This window comes from Bacillus sp. S2(2019) (assembly GCF_005144805.1).
Lineage (GTDB): Bacteria > Bacillota > Bacilli > Bacillales > Bacillaceae > Bacillus > Bacillus altitudinis.
In genome coordinates this window covers 12,492-28,216 of sequence record NZ_SWFL01000007.1, presented here as the reverse complement: position 1 = coordinate 28,216, position 15,725 = coordinate 12,492, and the positions used below count along the sequence as shown (strand labels likewise).

The 15,725-nt window shown below is 41.8% G+C and carries 30 protein-coding genes; all 30 read left to right on the top strand.

Annotated features, from left to right (window positions below; translation table 11 throughout):
* Nucleotides 1-31: 31 nt before the first annotated feature.
* The 30 genes from FBF75_RS18735 to FBF75_RS18585 all read left to right on the top strand — a co-directional run bounded on the left by FBF75_RS18735 (nt 32) and on the right by FBF75_RS18585 (nt 15,711).
* On the top strand, nt 32-991 hold the full coding sequence (locus FBF75_RS18735) for an alpha/beta fold hydrolase (RefSeq protein WP_017359165.1): 960 nt from the start codon (nt 32-34) through the stop codon (nt 989-991).
* A gap of 218 nt (nt 992-1,209) precedes the next feature.
* Nucleotides 1,210-1,518 (top strand): 30S ribosomal protein S10, encoded by a 309-nt coding sequence (gene rpsJ, locus FBF75_RS18730; RefSeq protein WP_003156464.1) that lies wholly within the window; start codon nt 1,210-1,212, stop codon nt 1,516-1,518.
* Nucleotides 1,519-1,555: 37 nt separating this feature from the next.
* Nucleotides 1,556-2,185, top strand: coding sequence for a 50S ribosomal protein L3 (gene rplC, locus FBF75_RS18725; RefSeq protein ID WP_007496311.1), 630 nt, complete (start codon nt 1,556-1,558; stop codon nt 2,183-2,185).
* Nucleotides 2,186-2,212: 27 nt separating this feature from the next.
* Complete coding sequence (gene rplD, locus FBF75_RS18720; protein WP_007496312.1) at nt 2,213-2,836, top strand: 50S ribosomal protein L4; 624 nt, start codon at nt 2,213-2,215, stop codon at nt 2,834-2,836.
* Nucleotides 2,836-3,123 (top strand): 50S ribosomal protein L23, encoded by a 288-nt coding sequence (gene rplW / locus FBF75_RS18715; RefSeq protein WP_003217016.1) that lies wholly within the window; start codon nt 2,836-2,838, stop codon nt 3,121-3,123. Before rplD ends, rplW begins: the two co-directional genes overlap by 1 nt.
* 28 nt (nt 3,124-3,151) lie before the next feature.
* Nucleotides 3,152-3,985, top strand: coding sequence for a 50S ribosomal protein L2 (gene rplB / locus FBF75_RS18710; RefSeq protein ID WP_007496314.1), 834 nt, complete (start codon nt 3,152-3,154; stop codon nt 3,983-3,985).
* 57 nt (nt 3,986-4,042) lie between these two features.
* Nucleotides 4,043-4,321 (top strand): 30S ribosomal protein S19, encoded by a 279-nt coding sequence (gene rpsS / locus FBF75_RS18705; RefSeq protein ID WP_136945067.1) that lies wholly within the window; start codon nt 4,043-4,045, stop codon nt 4,319-4,321.
* 17 nt (nt 4,322-4,338) lie between these two features.
* Complete coding sequence (gene rplV / locus FBF75_RS18700) at nt 4,339-4,680, top strand: 50S ribosomal protein L22 (RefSeq protein ID WP_007496316.1); 342 nt, start codon at nt 4,339-4,341, stop codon at nt 4,678-4,680.
* Between the two features lie 3 nt (nt 4,681-4,683).
* Entirely contained in the window at nt 4,684-5,340 is a 657-nt protein-coding gene (rpsC, locus tag FBF75_RS18695; protein WP_003217241.1) for a 30S ribosomal protein S3, read from the top strand.
* Nucleotide 5,341: 1 nt separating this feature from the next.
* On the top strand, nt 5,342-5,776 hold the full coding sequence (gene rplP / locus FBF75_RS18690; protein ID WP_003225801.1) for a 50S ribosomal protein L16: 435 nt from the start codon (nt 5,342-5,344) through the stop codon (nt 5,774-5,776).
* Complete coding sequence (gene rpmC / locus FBF75_RS18685; RefSeq protein WP_003217155.1) at nt 5,766-5,966, top strand: 50S ribosomal protein L29; 201 nt, start codon at nt 5,766-5,768, stop codon at nt 5,964-5,966. The genes rplP and rpmC overlap by 11 nt, the downstream gene beginning before the upstream one ends.
* 25 nt (nt 5,967-5,991) lie before the next feature.
* Nucleotides 5,992-6,255: a 30S ribosomal protein S17 gene (rpsQ, locus tag FBF75_RS18680; RefSeq protein ID WP_003216906.1), complete on the top strand. Its 264-nt coding sequence runs from the start codon at nt 5,992-5,994 to the stop codon at nt 6,253-6,255.
* Nucleotides 6,256-6,294: 39 nt separating this feature from the next.
* Entirely contained in the window at nt 6,295-6,663 is a 369-nt protein-coding gene (gene rplN / locus FBF75_RS18675) for a 50S ribosomal protein L14 (RefSeq protein ID WP_003216882.1), read from the top strand.
* Nucleotides 6,664-6,698: 35 nt separating this feature from the next.
* Nucleotides 6,699-7,010, top strand: coding sequence for a 50S ribosomal protein L24 (gene rplX, locus FBF75_RS18670; RefSeq protein WP_007496325.1), 312 nt, complete (start codon nt 6,699-6,701; stop codon nt 7,008-7,010).
* Between the two features lie 25 nt (nt 7,011-7,035).
* Complete coding sequence (gene rplE / locus FBF75_RS18665; protein WP_003217159.1) at nt 7,036-7,575, top strand: 50S ribosomal protein L5; 540 nt, start codon at nt 7,036-7,038, stop codon at nt 7,573-7,575.
* 22 nt (nt 7,576-7,597) lie between these two features.
* Complete coding sequence (rpsN, locus tag FBF75_RS18660; protein WP_008356542.1) at nt 7,598-7,783, top strand: 30S ribosomal protein S14; 186 nt, start codon at nt 7,598-7,600, stop codon at nt 7,781-7,783.
* 31 nt (nt 7,784-7,814) lie between these two features.
* The gene (gene rpsH / locus FBF75_RS18655; RefSeq protein ID WP_007496327.1) at nt 7,815-8,213 is read left to right on the top strand and encodes a 30S ribosomal protein S8; all 399 of its coding nucleotides are present in this window, start codon (nt 7,815-7,817) and stop codon (nt 8,211-8,213) included.
* A gap of 31 nt (nt 8,214-8,244) precedes the next feature.
* Nucleotides 8,245-8,781 (top strand): 50S ribosomal protein L6, encoded by a 537-nt coding sequence (gene rplF / locus FBF75_RS18650; RefSeq protein WP_008345395.1) that lies wholly within the window; start codon nt 8,245-8,247, stop codon nt 8,779-8,781.
* A 32-nt stretch (nt 8,782-8,813) separates the two neighbouring features.
* Nucleotides 8,814-9,176: a 50S ribosomal protein L18 gene (gene rplR, locus FBF75_RS18645; RefSeq protein WP_003216951.1), complete on the top strand. Its 363-nt coding sequence runs from the start codon at nt 8,814-8,816 to the stop codon at nt 9,174-9,176.
* Between the two features lie 24 nt (nt 9,177-9,200).
* Entirely contained in the window at nt 9,201-9,701 is a 501-nt protein-coding gene (rpsE, locus tag FBF75_RS18640) for a 30S ribosomal protein S5 (RefSeq protein ID WP_007496332.1), read from the top strand.
* Nucleotides 9,702-9,714: 13 nt separating this feature from the next.
* Entirely contained in the window at nt 9,715-9,897 is a 183-nt protein-coding gene (gene rpmD / locus FBF75_RS18635) for a 50S ribosomal protein L30 (protein WP_003217067.1), read from the top strand.
* Nucleotides 9,898-9,927: 30 nt separating this feature from the next.
* A complete protein-coding gene (rplO, locus tag FBF75_RS18630; RefSeq protein ID WP_003216888.1) occupies nt 9,928-10,368 on the top strand; it encodes a 50S ribosomal protein L15 in 441 nt (146 codons plus the stop codon).
* A gap of 1 nt (nt 10,369) precedes the next feature.
* Nucleotides 10,370-11,662 (top strand): preprotein translocase subunit SecY, encoded by a 1,293-nt coding sequence (secY, locus tag FBF75_RS18625; RefSeq protein ID WP_007496334.1) that lies wholly within the window; start codon nt 10,370-10,372, stop codon nt 11,660-11,662.
* Between the two features lie 55 nt (nt 11,663-11,717).
* Entirely contained in the window at nt 11,718-12,371 is a 654-nt protein-coding gene (locus tag FBF75_RS18620) for an adenylate kinase (RefSeq protein ID WP_007496336.1), read from the top strand.
* Complete coding sequence (gene map / locus FBF75_RS18615; protein ID WP_017359166.1) at nt 12,368-13,114, top strand: type I methionyl aminopeptidase; 747 nt, start codon at nt 12,368-12,370, stop codon at nt 13,112-13,114. Before FBF75_RS18620 ends, map begins: the two co-directional genes overlap by 4 nt.
* Before the next feature lie 310 nt (nt 13,115-13,424).
* A complete protein-coding gene (gene infA, locus FBF75_RS18605; protein WP_003217190.1) occupies nt 13,425-13,643 on the top strand; it encodes a translation initiation factor IF-1 in 219 nt (72 codons plus the stop codon).
* A 31-nt stretch (nt 13,644-13,674) separates the two neighbouring features.
* Complete coding sequence (rpmJ, locus tag FBF75_RS18600; RefSeq protein WP_003156543.1) at nt 13,675-13,788, top strand: 50S ribosomal protein L36; 114 nt, start codon at nt 13,675-13,677, stop codon at nt 13,786-13,788.
* Between the two features lie 21 nt (nt 13,789-13,809).
* Entirely contained in the window at nt 13,810-14,175 is a 366-nt protein-coding gene (rpsM, locus tag FBF75_RS18595) for a 30S ribosomal protein S13 (protein ID WP_003217023.1), read from the top strand.
* A 20-nt stretch (nt 14,176-14,195) separates the two neighbouring features.
* Nucleotides 14,196-14,591, top strand: a complete 396-nt coding sequence (gene rpsK / locus FBF75_RS18590; RefSeq protein WP_003217231.1) for a 30S ribosomal protein S11 — start codon at nt 14,196-14,198, stop codon at nt 14,589-14,591.
* A 175-nt stretch (nt 14,592-14,766) separates the two neighbouring features.
* Complete coding sequence (locus tag FBF75_RS18585) at nt 14,767-15,711, top strand: DNA-directed RNA polymerase subunit alpha (protein WP_003217009.1); 945 nt, start codon at nt 14,767-14,769, stop codon at nt 15,709-15,711.
* The last annotated feature ends 14 nt before the right edge of the window (nt 15,712-15,725 follow it).

Sequence of the window (15,725 nt, the reverse complement as noted above, 5' to 3'; positions counted from 1 at the left end):
GAATCTAAATGGAACCGAGAGGATCACTGGAATGGCGAAGACAATGTTGAAAAAGTGGCTGATTGGCGGGCTTGATCAATGGATTATGATAAAAGAAGATCAAGCGAAAAAAATAAAACCTGTTTTATTATTTTTACACGGTGGCCCAGGGTCAGCTCAAATGAGTTATATCGATTCCTTTCATAAGGAACTTGATCAAGACTTCACTGTTGTTCATTGGGACCAGCGCGGTGCAGGACTGTCTTATCAAAAAAACATTCCTGAGTCTTCTATGACCATTGGGCAATTCGTAGAGGATACGATTGAGCTTACAGAAAAACTGCTTTCTTATAATGATCAAACGAAAATATACATTGCGGGTTATTCATGGGGATCATTAATTGCGATACAAGCTGTACATAAACGACCAGATTTGTATCATGCCTATTATGGAATTAGTCAGGTGGTTGATGTATTAAAAGAGGATATTGTATCGTACGAACTTCTTCTAAAAAAATATCAAGGCAAGCATTTCTTCAGTAGATGTCTAAGATTGCTGACACCACCCCCTTGGAAACGCACCTCTGCTCATGCTTTGTTCTCTCTATACAAAGAGTTCGCAAAAGTAGGGCTCACGCATAGGTGGAAGCCACTTTTTCAAATGCTGTATGCATTTCTTGTTAGTAAGCATTATCAGCTAAAAGATAAGTGGAAATTCCTTATGGGACAGAAGTATAGCCAGGATTTGCTGTGGGACGAGCTGATGAACGAAAGCATTCAATACCGAGTTTCTTCTATATTAATACCCTGCTACTTTATCATCGGTGAACATGACATGATTACACCAGCTGCTGTTTCAAAACCATATGTTGATCAACTTACAGCACCAATAAAAGAGTGGTTTACTTTTAAAGAATCTGCGCATTCTCCGCATATTGAAGAGCCAGAAGAATTTATTCGTATCGTCAGGAAGACAGCTACACATCATCTTCAGGGAAAGCTTGATTTATAGGCTGAACCCCTGTATAATATGAAAAGTGTGCAAATCATAAATTTATCCGATTTATTATTGCAACACTCAGGCCAATTTGGTACAATAGTGCATGTTGGTCTTTGACTGCGATGAAGTGAGAGGTTGCTGACACACCCGGCCGCTTTGCCATGGCAAGGTGATCAGGTTTTTCTCACGGAGAACTGTCTAACGTAAGTAGGCGAAAAGGAGGGAAAATAATGGCAAAACAAAAAATTCGTATTCGTTTAAAAGCATATGATCATAGAATTCTTGATCAATCTGCTGAGAAGATTGTTGAAACGGCTAAGCGTTCTGGTGCTAGTGTATCTGGTCCAATCCCGCTTCCAACTGAAAAATCAGTTTACACAATCCTTCGTGCGGTGCATAAGTACAAAGATTCTCGTGAGCAATTCGAGATGCGTACTCACAAACGTCTAATCGACATTGTGAATCCAACTCCGCAAACAGTTGATGCACTTATGCGTTTAGATTTACCATCCGGTGTAGATATCGAAATCAAACTTTAATTCAAATAGAAAACACATATTATAGGAGGTGTGACGAATGACCAAAGGAATCTTAGGTAGAAAAATTGGTATGACGCAAGTATTCGCAGAAAACGGTGATCTTATCCCTGTAACTGTTGTTGAGGCTGCTGCTAACGTTGTTCTTCAGAAGAAGACTACTGACACGGATGGCTATGAAGCAATCCAAATCGGTTTTGACGACAAACGTGAGAAGCTTTCTAACAAACCAGAGAAAGGCCACGTTGCTAAAGCGGAAACTGCTCCTAAGCGCTTCGTAAAAGAATTACGCGGTGTGGAGTTAGATGCGTATGAAGTTGGTCAGGAAGTCAAAGTTGATATTTTCGCAAATGGAGATATCGTAGATGTAACAGGAACATCAAAAGGTAAAGGATTCCAAGGGGCTATCAAACGCCACGGACAATCACGCGGACCAATGACTCACGGTTCACGTTACCACCGTCGTCCTGGTTCAATGGGACCTGTTGATCCAAACCGAGTATTCAAAGGTAAACTTCTTCCAGGACGTATGGGCGGAGAGCAAATCACTGTCCAAAATCTTGAGATCGTTAAAGTTGATGCAGAACGCAATCTTCTTTTGATCAAAGGTAACGTACCAGGAGCTAAAAAATCTCTAGTAACTGTAAAGAGTGCAGTTAAAACTAAATAACTCTCTTAGGAAAGGAGGAAACAAGTCATGCCAAAAGTAGCATTATTTAACCAAAACGGTTCTACTAACGGTGAAATCGAATTAAACGCTTCTGTGTTTGGAATTGAGCCAAACGAAAGCGTAGTATTCGATGCTATTCTTATGCAAAGAGCTTCCTTACGTCAAGGAACTCACAAAGTAAAAACTCGTTCTGAAGTACGTGGCGGAGGTCGTAAACCTTGGAGACAGAAGGGTACAGGTCGTGCTCGTCAAGGTTCTATCCGTTCACCACAATGGCGCGGAGGCGGTATCGTATTCGGTCCAACACCACGCAGCTATTCTTATAAATTACCTAAAAAAGTTCGCCGCTTGGCTATCAAGTCAGTATTGTCTTCTAAAGTAATCGACAACAACATCATCGTTCTTGAAGATCTTACTCTTGATGCAGTGAAAACGAAAGAATTCGCAGGCATCCTTAAAGGGTTATCTGTTGAGAAGAAAGCGTTGATCGTCACTGCGGATGCAAACGAAACAGTTGCTTTATCTGCTCGTAACATCCCTGGAGTAACAGTTGTTGAAGCTAACGGTATCAACGTTCTTGACGTTGTCAACCACGACAAACTTCTGATCACTAAAGCAGCGGTTGAAAAAGTAGAGGAGGGACTTGCATAATGAAAGATCCTCGTGATGTTCTAAAGCGCCCTATCATTACTGAACGTTCTGCTGATCTAATGACAGAGAAGAAGTACACGTTCGAAGTTGATGTCAGAGCTAACAAGACAGAAGTGAAAGACGCTGTTGAAGAGATCTTTGGAGTGAAAGTTGAGAAAGTCAACGTTCAAAACTACAAAGGTAAATCAAAACGCGTTGGACGCTACACTGGTATGACTAGCCGTCGCAGAAAAGCGATCGTGAAATTAACTGCTGACAGCAAAGAAATCGAAATTTTTGAAGCGTAAATCTTAAAAAGAAGGAGGGAAATTCAAAATGGCGATTAAAAAGTATAAACCAACCAGTAATGGTCGTCGTGGCATGACTACTTCAGATTTTGCTGAAATCACGACTGACAAACCAGAAAAATCGTTGCTTGCACCGCTTCACAGAAAAGGCGGACGTAACAACCAAGGTAGATTGACTGTTCGTCATCAAGGTGGCGGTCACAAACGTCAATACCGTATCATCGACTTTAAGCGTGATAAAGACGGTATACCTGGACGCGTTGCTACAATCGAGTATGATCCAAACCGTTCAGCGAACATCGCTCTTGTAAACTATGCAGATGGTGAGAAACGTTACATTCTTGCTCCGAAAGGAATCCAAGTTGGTACTGAAGTTACTTCTGGACCAGAAGCTGACATCAAACCAGGTAATGCTCTTCCACTTATCAACATCCCAGTTGGTACAGTTGTGCATAACATTGAATTAAAACCAGGTAAAGGTGGACAATTAGTTCGTTCTGCTGGTACTTCTGCTCAAGTTCTAGGTAAAGAAGGTAAATACGTTCTTGTACGTTTGAACTCTGGTGAAGTACGCATGATCCTTTCTGCTTGCCGTGCGACTATCGGTCAAGTTGGAAACGAACAACACGAACTAATCAACATCGGTAAAGCTGGACGTTCTCGCTGGAAAGGCGTACGCCCAACAGTTCGTGGTTCTGTAATGAACCCTAACGATCACCCACACGGCGGTGGTGAAGGACGCGCTCCAATCGGACGTAAATCACCAATGTCTCCATGGGGTAAACCGACTCTTGGATTCAAGACTCGTAAGAAAACCAACAAGTCTGATAAATTCATTGTACGTCGTCGTAAAAACAAGTAACGGGGTTGTCTACGGTTCATTTAGGACCGTAGTTCAATCACGAAGGGAGGTTCCACAATGGCTCGCAGCTTAAAAAAAGGACCATTTGTTGATGATCATTTGATGGCTAAAGTCGAGAGATTGAATGAAACTGACAAAAAGCAAGTCGTAAAAACTTGGTCTCGTCGTTCTACAATTTTCCCACAATTCATCGGTCACACAATCGCTGTCTATGACGGACGCAAACATGTACCTGTTTTCATTTCTGAAGATATGGTAGGTCACAAATTGGGCGAATTCGCACCAAGCCGTACTTACAAAGGTCATGCTAGTGACGATAAAAAAACAAGACGCTAATGAGAGGAGGCTTTTAAATGCAAGCTAAAGCTGTCGCAAGAACAGTCCGTATTGCTCCTCGTAAAGCACGTCTAGTAATGGACCTGATCCGAGGTAAGCAAGTAGGAGAAGCAGTTTCTATCTTAAACCTTACACCTAAGGCTGCTTCACCAATTATTGAAAAAGTATTAAAATCTGCTATCGCAAATGCTGAGCACAACTACGAGTTGGACGCTAACAGCCTAGTGATTACTCAAGCATTCGTTGACGAAGGTCCAACACTTAAGAGATTCCGTCCACGTGCTATGGGTCGTGCGAGCGCAATTAACAAACGTACTAGCCACATTACAATCGTTGTATCAGAAAAGAAGGAGGGATAATCCGTGGGTCAAAAGGTAAATCCAGTAGGTCTTCGTATTGGCGTCATTCGTGATTGGGAATCTAAATGGTTCGCAGGAAAAGATTACGCTGACTTCTTACATGAAGACTTGAAAATCCGTGAATTCATCAGCAAGCGTTTGTCTGACGCGTCTGTTTCTAAAGTAGAAATCGAACGTGCTGCAAACCGCGTAAATATCACAATCCACACGGCTAAACCAGGTATGGTAATTGGTAAAGGCGGATCTGAAGTTGAAGCACTTCGTAAAGCTCTTAACAGCCTAACTGGCAAACGTGTACACATCAACATTCTTGAAATCAAGAGAGCAGATCTTGATGCTCAGCTAGTTGCTGAAAACATCGCTCGTCAACTTGAAAATCGTATTTCATTCCGTCGTGCACAAAAACAAACAATCCAACGCACAATGCGTGCTGGAGCACAAGGAATCAAAACAATGGTTTCTGGTCGTCTTGGCGGTGCAGATATTGCTCGTTCTGAATATTACAGTGAAGGTACTGTTCCATTGCACACACTTCGTGCTGACATCGACTATGCTACTGCTGAAGCTGATACTACTTATGGTAAGCTTGGCGTAAAAGTATGGATCTATCGTGGAGAAGTCCTTCCAACTAAGAAGAATACTGCGGAAGGAGGAAAATAATATGTTATTGCCAAAACGCGTGAAGTATCGCAGAGAACATCGTGGAAAAATGCGTGGTCGTGCAAAAGGCGGCACTGAAGTACATTTCGGTGAGTTCGGTATCCAAGCTCTTGAAGCTTCTTGGATCACTAACCGTCAAATCGAAGCTGCTCGTATTGCTATGACTCGTTACATGAAACGTGGCGGTAAAGTTTGGATCAAAATTTTCCCTTCTAAGCCATACACAGCTAAACCTCTAGAGGTCCGCATGGGTTCCGGTAAAGGTGCTCCAGAAGGCTGGGTAGCTGTAGTAAAACCGGGCAAAGTTTTATTTGAAATTTCTGGTGTGTCTGAAGAAGTTGCTCGTGAAGCTCTTCGTCTTGCATCTCACAAATTGCCAATTAAAACGAAGTTCGTAAAACGTGAAGAAATTGGTGGTGAATCAAATGAAAGCTAATGAAATTCGTGACCTTACCACTGCTGAAATTGAACAAAAAGTAAAGTCTCTTAAAGAAGAACTTTTCAATCTTCGTTTCCAATTAGCGACTGGGCAGCTTGAAAACACTGCTCGCATTCGTGAAGTGCGTAAATCAATCGCACGCATGAAAACTGTGATTCGTCAAAGAGAAATCGCTGCTAATAAATAATAATTAGAGGGGAGGCCCCGCAAACATGAGCGAACGTAACCAACGTAAAGTGTATCAAGGTCGTGTTGTTTCTGACAAAATGGATAAAACCATCACTGTTGTAGTTGAAACATACAAAAAGCATTCACTTTATGGCAAACGTGTAAGATACTCTAAAAAGTTCAAAGCACATGATGAAAACAACCAAGCAAAAATCGGAGACATCGTAAAGGTCATGGAAACTCGTCCATTATCTGCGACTAAACGCTTTCGTCTAGTTGAAGTTGTCGAAGAAGCTGTTATTATCTAATAAAGTTCGGATTTCTTTTTCCGAAGGGAGGTAACATTAATGATTCAACAGGAGACTCGTTTAAAAGTAGCTGACAACTCTGGCGCACGCGAAGTACTAACGATTAAAGTTCTTGGTGGCTCTGGACGTAAAACGGCTAACATCGGTGATGTCATTGTTTGTACGGTTAAACAAGCAACACCAGGAGGCGTTGTCAAAAAAGGTGAAGTTGTGAAAGCAGTTATCGTTCGTACTAAGAGCGGAGCTCGCAGAAACGATGGATCTTACATCAGTTTTGATGAAAATGCATGTGTCATCATCCGTGACGACAAGAGCCCACGTGGAACTCGTATCTTCGGACCAGTAGCACGTGAACTTCGTGAAAACAACTATATGAAAATTGTTTCTTTAGCACCAGAAGTACTTTAATGAATACAATCCGCGACTCAAGGAGGTGCGATTAAATGCATGTTAAAAAGGGCGATAAAGTAGTGGTTATCTCTGGTAAAGATAAAGGTAAACAAGGTGTCATCCTTGCTGCTTTCCCTAAAAAGGACCGTGTTTTAGTAGAAGGTATTAACCTTGTGAAAAAACACTCTAAACCAACCCAAGCTAACCCTCAAGGCGGAATTTCTGAACAAGAAGCGCCGATCCACGTATCAAACGTAATGCCGCTTGATCCTAAAACGGGTGAAGTGACACGTATTGGATATAAAGTTGAGGACGGAAAGAAAGTCCGTGTAGCGAAAAAATCTGGGCAAGTTCTAGATAAATAGTAAATAAGGAAGGGAGGTCTTTCTCATGAACCGCCTTAAAGAAAAGTATGTAAAAGAAATTACACCTGCATTAGTTTCTAAGTTTGAATACAAATCAGTAATGCAAGTGCCAAAAATCGAAAAAATCGTGATCAACATGGGTGTTGGTGACGCCGTTCAAAACGCTAAAGCAATCGATACTGCTGTTGAAGAATTAACGTTTATCGCTGGTCAAAAACCTGTCGTTACTCGTGCGAAGAAGTCTATTGCTGGATTCCGTCTACGTGAAGGAATGCCAATCGGTGCGAAAGTAACACTTCGCGGAGAGCGCATGTACGATTTCCTTGATAAACTTATTTCTGTATCTTTACCACGTGTACGTGACTTCCGCGGGATTTCTAAGAAATCTTTCGACGGTCGTGGAAACTACACGCTTGGTATTAAAGAACAGTTAATCTTCCCAGAAATTGATTACGATAAAGTAACAAAAGTCCGCGGTATGGATATCGTTATCGTTACGACTGCCAACACGGACGAAGAAGCACGTGAGTTATTAACTCAAGTAGGTATGCCGTTCCAGAAATAATCAATGAAAGGGAGGCGAAATCGTGGCTAAAAAGTCTATGATTGCGAAACAACAACGCAAACAAAAGTTTAAAGTTCAAGAGTATACGCGCTGCGAACGTTGTGGACGTCCACATTCAGTAATTCGCAAGTTTAAACTTTGCCGTATTTGTTTCCGCGAACTTGCATATAAAGGACAAATTCCTGGCGTTAAAAAAGCCAGCTGGTAATCCCCATAAATGGGAAGGAGGTTATTAAATAATGGTTATGACAGATCCGATTGCAGATTTGCTGACTCGTATTCGCAATGCGAACATGGTACGTCATGAGAAGCTAGAAGTACCGGCTTCAAAAATCAAAAGAGAAATTGCTGAAATCTTAAAGCGTGAAGGTTTTATCCGTGACGTTGAGTACGTCGAAGACAGCAAACAAGGAATTATCCGTTTGTTCCTTAAATACGGCCAAAACAACGAACGTGTTATCACTGGTCTTAAAAGAATCAGTAAACCTGGTTTACGCGTATATGCGAAATCAAATGAAGTACCACGTGTACTTAACGGACTTGGAATCGCAATTATTTCTACATCACAAGGTGTTTTATCGGACAAAGAAGCCCGTGCTAAACAAGCTGGTGGAGAAGTACTTGCTTACGTATGGTAAAAAAAGTTTAAGATGAATGGAGGTGCTTGGTATGTCTCGTATAGGTAAAAAGCTAATCGAGATCCCTTCAGGAGTAACTGTGACAAACAACGATAACACAGTGACAGTAAAGGGACCAAAAGGTGAACTAACTCGTGCATTTCACCCTGATATGGAAATTAAAATTGAGGACAACGTCTTAACTGTAAGCCGTCCGTCTGAAAATAAAGAACACCGTGCATTACATGGTACAACACGTAGCTTAATTGCAAACATGGTTGAAGGTGTATCTAAAGGTTTCGAAAGAGGTTTAGAACTAATCGGTGTCGGTTACCGTGCAGCTAAATCTGGAAACAAACTTGTTCTTAACGTTGGATACTCTCACCCAGTTGAAATCGTTCCTGAGGCTGGAGTTGAAGTAGAAGTTCCATCTCAAACGAAAGTAATCGTTAAAGGTATCGATAAAGAGCGTGTAGGAGCTCTAGCTTCTAACATCCGCGCTGTCCGTGCTCCAGAGCCTTACAAAGGTAAAGGAATTCGTTACGAAGGTGAATTCGTTCGCCGTAAAGAAGGAAAAACTGGTAAGTAAGATCGCTTAATGTGAAGAAAGGAGTGACTCGGATGATTACGAAAACTAGCAAAAACGCTACTCGTCTTAAAAGACACGCTCGTGTTCGTGCGAAACTTTCAGGTACTGCTGAAAGACCTCGCCTTAACGTTTTCCGTTCTAACAAGAACATCTACGCTCAAGTAATTGATGATGTTAACGGTGTAACACTTGTAAGTGCTTCTACTCTTGATAAAGAGTTAAAGATCGAGAATAGTTCTGACGCTGCAGCTGCTACTAAAGTTGGCGAACTTGTTGCAAAACGTGCTGTTGAAAAAGGCATCTCTAACGTGGTATTTGACCGCGGAGGATACTTATATCATGGACGTGTAAAAGCTCTAGCTGAAGCTGCTCGTGAGGCTGGACTTAAATTTTAATAAAAGAAGGAGGGACACATCCGAATGAGTCGTATTGACCCAAGCAAATTAGAGTTAGAAGAACGCTTAGTTACGGTTAACCGGGTAGCGAAAGTTGTTAAAGGTGGACGTCGTTTCCGTTTTGCAGCTTTAGTTGTTGTCGGTGACAAAAACGGTCATGTAGGATTCGGTACTGGTAAAGCACAAGAAGTACCAGAAGCGATCCGCAAAGCTGTTGAAGACGCGAAAAAGAATTTAATTGAAGTACCAATGGTTGGAACTACAATTCCACATGAAATCATCGGTCGATTCGGTGCAGGAAACGTTCTATTGAAACCTGCTTCAGAAGGTACAGGAGTTATCGCTGGAGGCCCAGTGCGTGCGGTACTTGAGCTTGCTGGTCTAGCTGATATCCTTTCTAAATCTCTAGGTTCTAATACACCGATCAACATGATCCGCGCAACACTTCAAGGTTTAAGTGAACTTAAACGTGCTGAAGATGTAGCGAAGCTTCGTGGAAAATCTGTAGAAGACCTGTTAGGATAAGGAGGGAACAATAATGGCAAATAAATTAGAAATTACCCTCAAACGCAGTGTAATCGGTCGCCCGGAAGATCAGCGTGTCACTGTTCGTACTCTTGGTCTAAAGAAAACAAACCAAACAGTCGTACATGAAGACAATGCAGCGATCCGCGGCATGATTAACAAGGTGTCTCATTTAGTTTCTGTTAAAGAACAATAAAACATTTTTAATCGATAAGGAGGTGCCCAAATGAAACTTCATGAATTGAAGCCTTCAGAAGGTTCACGTAAAGTACGCAACCGTGTTGGTCGTGGTATTGGATCAGGTAACGGTAAAACTTCTGGTAAAGGTCATAAAGGTCAAAACGCTCGTTCTGGCGGCGGTGTACGCCCTGGATTCGAAGGTGGTCAAATGCCTTTATTCCAACGCCTTCCAAAACGTGGTTTTACAAACATCAACCGTAAAGATTACGCGGTAATCAACTTAGACAGATTAAACAGTTTTGACGAAGGAACGGAAGTCACTCCTGAACTTCTTCTAGAGACTGGTGCAATAAGCAAGTTAAAAGCAGGAGTAAAAATTCTTGGCAACGGTAAATTAGAAAAAAAATTAACTGTAAAAGCCAATAAATTCTCTGCTTCTGCTAAAGAAGCGATTGAAGCTGCTGGCGGTACAGCCGAGGTGATCTAACTTGTTTAAGACAATCTCCAATTTTATGCGTGTGAAAGATATACGGAATAAGATTATATTTACACTTTTAATGTTAGTCGTCTTTCGTATAGGTGCTTTCATCCCTGTGCCTAATGTGAACGCCGAAGTTCTCCAGGCACAGGATCAAATGAGTGTTTTCGGAATCCTCAACACGTTTGGGGGCGGGGCACTTTTCCAATTCTCCATTCTTGCAATGGGGATTATGCCGTATATCACTGCTTCGATCATCATCCAGCTCTTGCAGATGGATGTTGTACCGAAGTTTACTGAGTGGTCAAAGCAAGGAGAGGTTGGCCGCCGAAAATTAGCACAATTCACAAGGTATTTTACAATTGTTCTAGGATTTATCCAGGCGTTAGGAATGTCATATGGATTTAACAATATGGCAGGAGGCATGCTGATTGAAAACCCAGGTGTTTCAACGTATCTCTTAATTGCGGTCGTACTCACTGCGGGAACAGCATTTTTAATGTGGCTGGGAGAGCAGATTACTGCTCACGGTGTTGGTAACGGTATTTCGATTATTATCTTTGCCGGTATCATCGCAGGTATTCCTCAAACATTAAAGCAAGTGTACGCTCAGCAATTTGTAGGTGGAGATGGACAGCTGTTCATGCAAATCCTGAAAATTGCCCTTATTGTGATTGCTATTCTTGTCATTGTTATCGGTGTTATTTACATTCAAATGGCAGTGAGAAAGATTGCGATTCAATATTCAAAAGGAACTGGCCGTGCACAAATGTCTGCTAGTCAAGCAACGCACCTTCCATTGAAAGTGAATCCAGCAGGGGTGATTCCAGTCATCTTTGCCGTTTCGTTCATTATTACTCCGCAGACGATCGCATCGTTCTTCGGAACAAATAATGTGACAACCTGGATAACTAACAACTTTGACTATACTAAGCCAATCGGTATGACGATTTATGTAGCACTGATTGTTGCTTTCACATATTTTTATGCCTTTGTCCAAGTAAACCCTGAACAAATGGCTGAAAATCTGCAAAAGCAGGGTGGCTATATCCCGGGAGTTCGTCCAGGGAAAATGACTCAAGATAGAATTACGAGCATTTTGTACCGACTCACGTTTGTGGGCGCCATTTTCTTAGCCGTGATTTCAATACTTCCTATCTTTTTCATTCAATTCGCTGGATTACCTTCCGCTGCACAAATTGGCGGCACAAGTCTTCTCATTGTTGTAGGTGTTGCACTTGAAACAATGAAACAGCTTGAAAGCCAATTAGTGAAACGAAACTACCGTGGATTTATGAAATAAAACAGAGGGCTGGGCTCCTGCCCAACCTCTCTAAGTAAGGAAGGGGAAATCCGAAATGAACTTAGTCTTAATGGGGCTTCCGGGTGCTGGTAAAGGCACTCAGGCAGAACGAATTGTTGATGATTATGGGATCCCTCATATCTCAACAGGAGATATGTTCCGTGCTGCTATGAAAGAGGAGACACAACTTGGGCTCGAAGCAAAATCCTTTATCGATAAAGGAGAGCTTGTTCCTGATGAGGTCACAATCGGTATTGTTAGAGAAAGACTTGGCAAGAATGATTGTGAACAAGGTTTTCTTCTGGACGGATTTCCGCGAACAGTCGCTCAGGCTGAAGCTTTAGAAGACATTCTAAAGGACCTTGGCAGAACGATTGATTATGTCATTAATATTAAAGTCGATAAAGATGCTTTGATGGAGCGTCTGACTGGCCGAAGAATTTGCAAAGATTGCGGAGCAACATATCATTTAGTATTCAATCCACCTGCGAAAGAAAATGTTTGTGACAAGTGTGGAGGCGAGCTTTATCAACGTGCAGATGATAATGCAGAAACCGTTTCGACAAGACTTGAAGTGAACTTAAAGCAGACTGAACCTTTACTGAATTTCTATTCAGAAAAAGGATATCTTGCAAACATTGATGGTGCGAAGCACATTAACGATGTTTACGCTGATATCAAGGACCTGCTTGGGGGATTAAATAAATGATTATCTGTAAAACTCCTCGCGAGCTTGAGATTATGAGAGAAGCTGGACGCATTGTCGCACTGACTCATGAAGAGCTGAAGAAACACATAAAACCAGGTATTTCGACAAAAGAATTGGATCAAATTGCCGAACGTTTTATTACAAAGCAGGGTGCAATCCCATCTTTTAAAGGGTATAATGGTTTTCGCGGGAGCATTTGCGTTTCGGTGAATGAAGAACTCGTTCACGGTATTCCTGGTAAACGGGTTTTACGTGATGGAGACATCATTAGTATCGATATCGGCGCAAAGTTAAATGGCTATCATGGTGACTCTGCTTGGACATATCCAGTTGGGGTAATCAGTGATGAGGACCGCAAACTACTGGAAGTCACAGAGGAATCTCTATATAAGGGCTTACAGGAAGCAAAGCCAGGTGAACGTCTGTCAAACATTTCCCATGCCATACAAACGTATGTTGAAGATGAGAATTTCTCAGTTGTTAGAGAATATGTTGGACATGGGGTCGGACAGGATCTTCATGAGGACCCTCAAATTCCTCATTATGGTCCGCCGAACAAAGGCCCACGGCTCAAACCTGGAATGGTGTTGGCCATCGAACCGATGGTGAACGCAGGCAGCCGATATGTGAAAACACTGGCTGATAACTGGACGGTTGTAACGGTTGATGGGAAAAAGTGTGCTCACTTTGAGCATACGATTGCGATTACAGATACAGGTTTTGATATACTGACTAAGATTTAGGTCTTCACTGAAGCCTTTCAGGCCCAAATCGGGCAGGTTGTCTGTATAGTCCAAGGAAAGAACAAGATCAGTATACAGTTGTCATCGGCGTGTTCGATGGCTGCCATGTACTAATCGCAGACGGAGAAAAGCGTAAATTCATTCTCCTAAGAAAAAATATCAATCATTTAACCTTTTATGATTGCGTATCTCCGGAAGTTCAGAACAGTATATTCAAAACAGGTCGGGTGATAGATGGACAATTGAGAACATCTCATTTGGACATTTATCAGAGAGCAAGTTACTGATTTGAAGAAGGGAGAACACTTGAATGGCGAAAGACGATGTAATTGAAGTGGAAGGTACTGTAGCAGAAACTTTGCCAAATGCAATGTTCAAAGTTGAACTAGAGAATGGTCATACAGTTTTGGCTCATGTATCAGGAAAAATCCGTATGCACTTCATTCGCATTTTACCTGGAGACAAAGTTACGGTAGAATTATCTCCATATGACTTAACTCGTGGTAGAATTACGTACCGTTACAAATAAAGCAACTCCGGAAGAAGGAGGTTGGAAACACATGAAAGTGAGACCATCTGTTAAACCTATCTGTGAAAAATGTAAAGTGATTCGCAGAAAAGGAAAAGTAATGGTGATCTGTGAAAACCCAAAACATAAACAAAAACAAGGCTAATAACAAGGAGGTGCCCAAATCATGGCTCGTATTGCTGGTGTAGATATTCCACGTGATAAGCGTGTTGTCATTTCTTTAACATATGTTTTTGGAATTGGTCGTACGACGGCTCAACAAGTCCTTAAAGAAGCAGGTGTTTCTGAAGACACTCGCGTTCGCGATCTAACTGAAGACGAACTAGGTAAAATCCGTGATATCATTGACAAACTTAAAGTAGAAGGTGACCTTCGTCGTGAAGTTTCACTTAACATTAAGCGTCTAATTGAAATCGGAAGCTACCGCGGAATCCGTCATCGTAGAGGACTTCCTGTTCGTGGACAAAACACAAAAAACAACGCGCGCACTCGTAAAGGTCCGCGTCGTACTGTAGCTAACAAGAAAAAATAAGTAAAGGAGGTAGTTAAAGAATGGCTGCTGCTCGTAAACAAAATACGCGTAAACGTCGCGTGAAAAAGAATATTGAAGCTGGAATCGCTCATATCCGTTCCACTTTCAACAACACGATTGTAACGATTACTGATGTTCATGGAAACGCAATTTCTTGGTCAAGTGCTGGTGCATTAGGATTCAGAGGTTCTCGTAAATCTACTCCTTTCGCTGCACAAATGGCTGCTGAAACTGCTGCTAAAGGTTCTATCGAACATGGTCTTAAAACACTTGAAGTAACTGTTAAAGGTCCTGGTTCTGGTCGTGAAGCTGCAATTCGTGCGCTTCAAGCTGCAGGTCTTGAAGTTACTGCAATCAGAGACGTAACTCCAGTTCCTCATAACGGATGCCGTCCACCAAAACGTCGCCGCGTGTAATTTGTTTGTATAGATTTTGTGTCCCTGTCAATAATGGGTTATGATACAGTTATTTATGAGACGAATACACGACTCGTTGCCTGAGCACATACGGGACTAAACAATGAGGAATTTCGGATGGAATCTCATATGATTCTATTCGAGGTTTCGACGTTTTGAAGGAGGGTTTTATTAGATGATCGAAATTGAAAAACCAAAAATCGAAACGGTTGAAATCAGCGACGATGCCAAGTATGGCAAGTTTGTCGTAGAGCCACTTGAGCGTGGATATGGTACCACTTTAGGGAACTCCCTTCGTCGTATCCTTTTATCCTCACTTCCTGGTGCAGCTGTAACATCGATCCAGATAGATGGTGTCTTACACGAATTCTCAACGATCGAAGGCGTGGTTGAAGATGTTACAACGATTATCTTAAACATTAAAAAGCTTGCACTCAAAATCTACTCTGAAGAAGAGAAGACGCTTGAAATTGATGTACAAGATGAAGGAACTGTAACAGCTGCTGATATTACACACGACAGCGATATTGAAATCTTAAATCCAGATCTTCACATCGCAACTCTTGGCAAAAATGCGAGCTTCCGTGTTCGTTTGACTGCACAAAGAGGTCGCGGGTATAATCCTGCTGATGCAAACAAAAGAGACGATCAGCCTATCGGCGTGATTCCGATCGACTCAATCTATACACCTGTATCTCGTGTAACTTATCAAGTGGAGAACACCCGTGTTGGGCAAATCACAAACTATGATAAATTAACACTAGATGTATGGACTGATGGAAGCACAGGACCGAAAGAAGCGATCGCTCTAGGTTCTAAGATTTTAACTGAACACCTAAATATTTTCGTTGGGTTAACTGACGAAGCTCAGCATGCAGAAATCATGGTTGAAAAAGAAGAAGACCAAAAAGAAAAAGTGCTTGAAATGACAATTGAAGAGCTTGATCTTTCTGTTCGTTCTTACAACTGTTTGAAGCGTGCGGGTATTAACACTGTTCAAGAGCTTGCTAACAAGACAGAAGAGGATATGATGAAAGTTCGTAACCTTGGACGTAAATCTCTTGAAGAAGTGAAAGCGAAACTAGAAGAACTTGGACTGGGTCTTCGTAAAGACGATTGACTAGTTTCATTGTG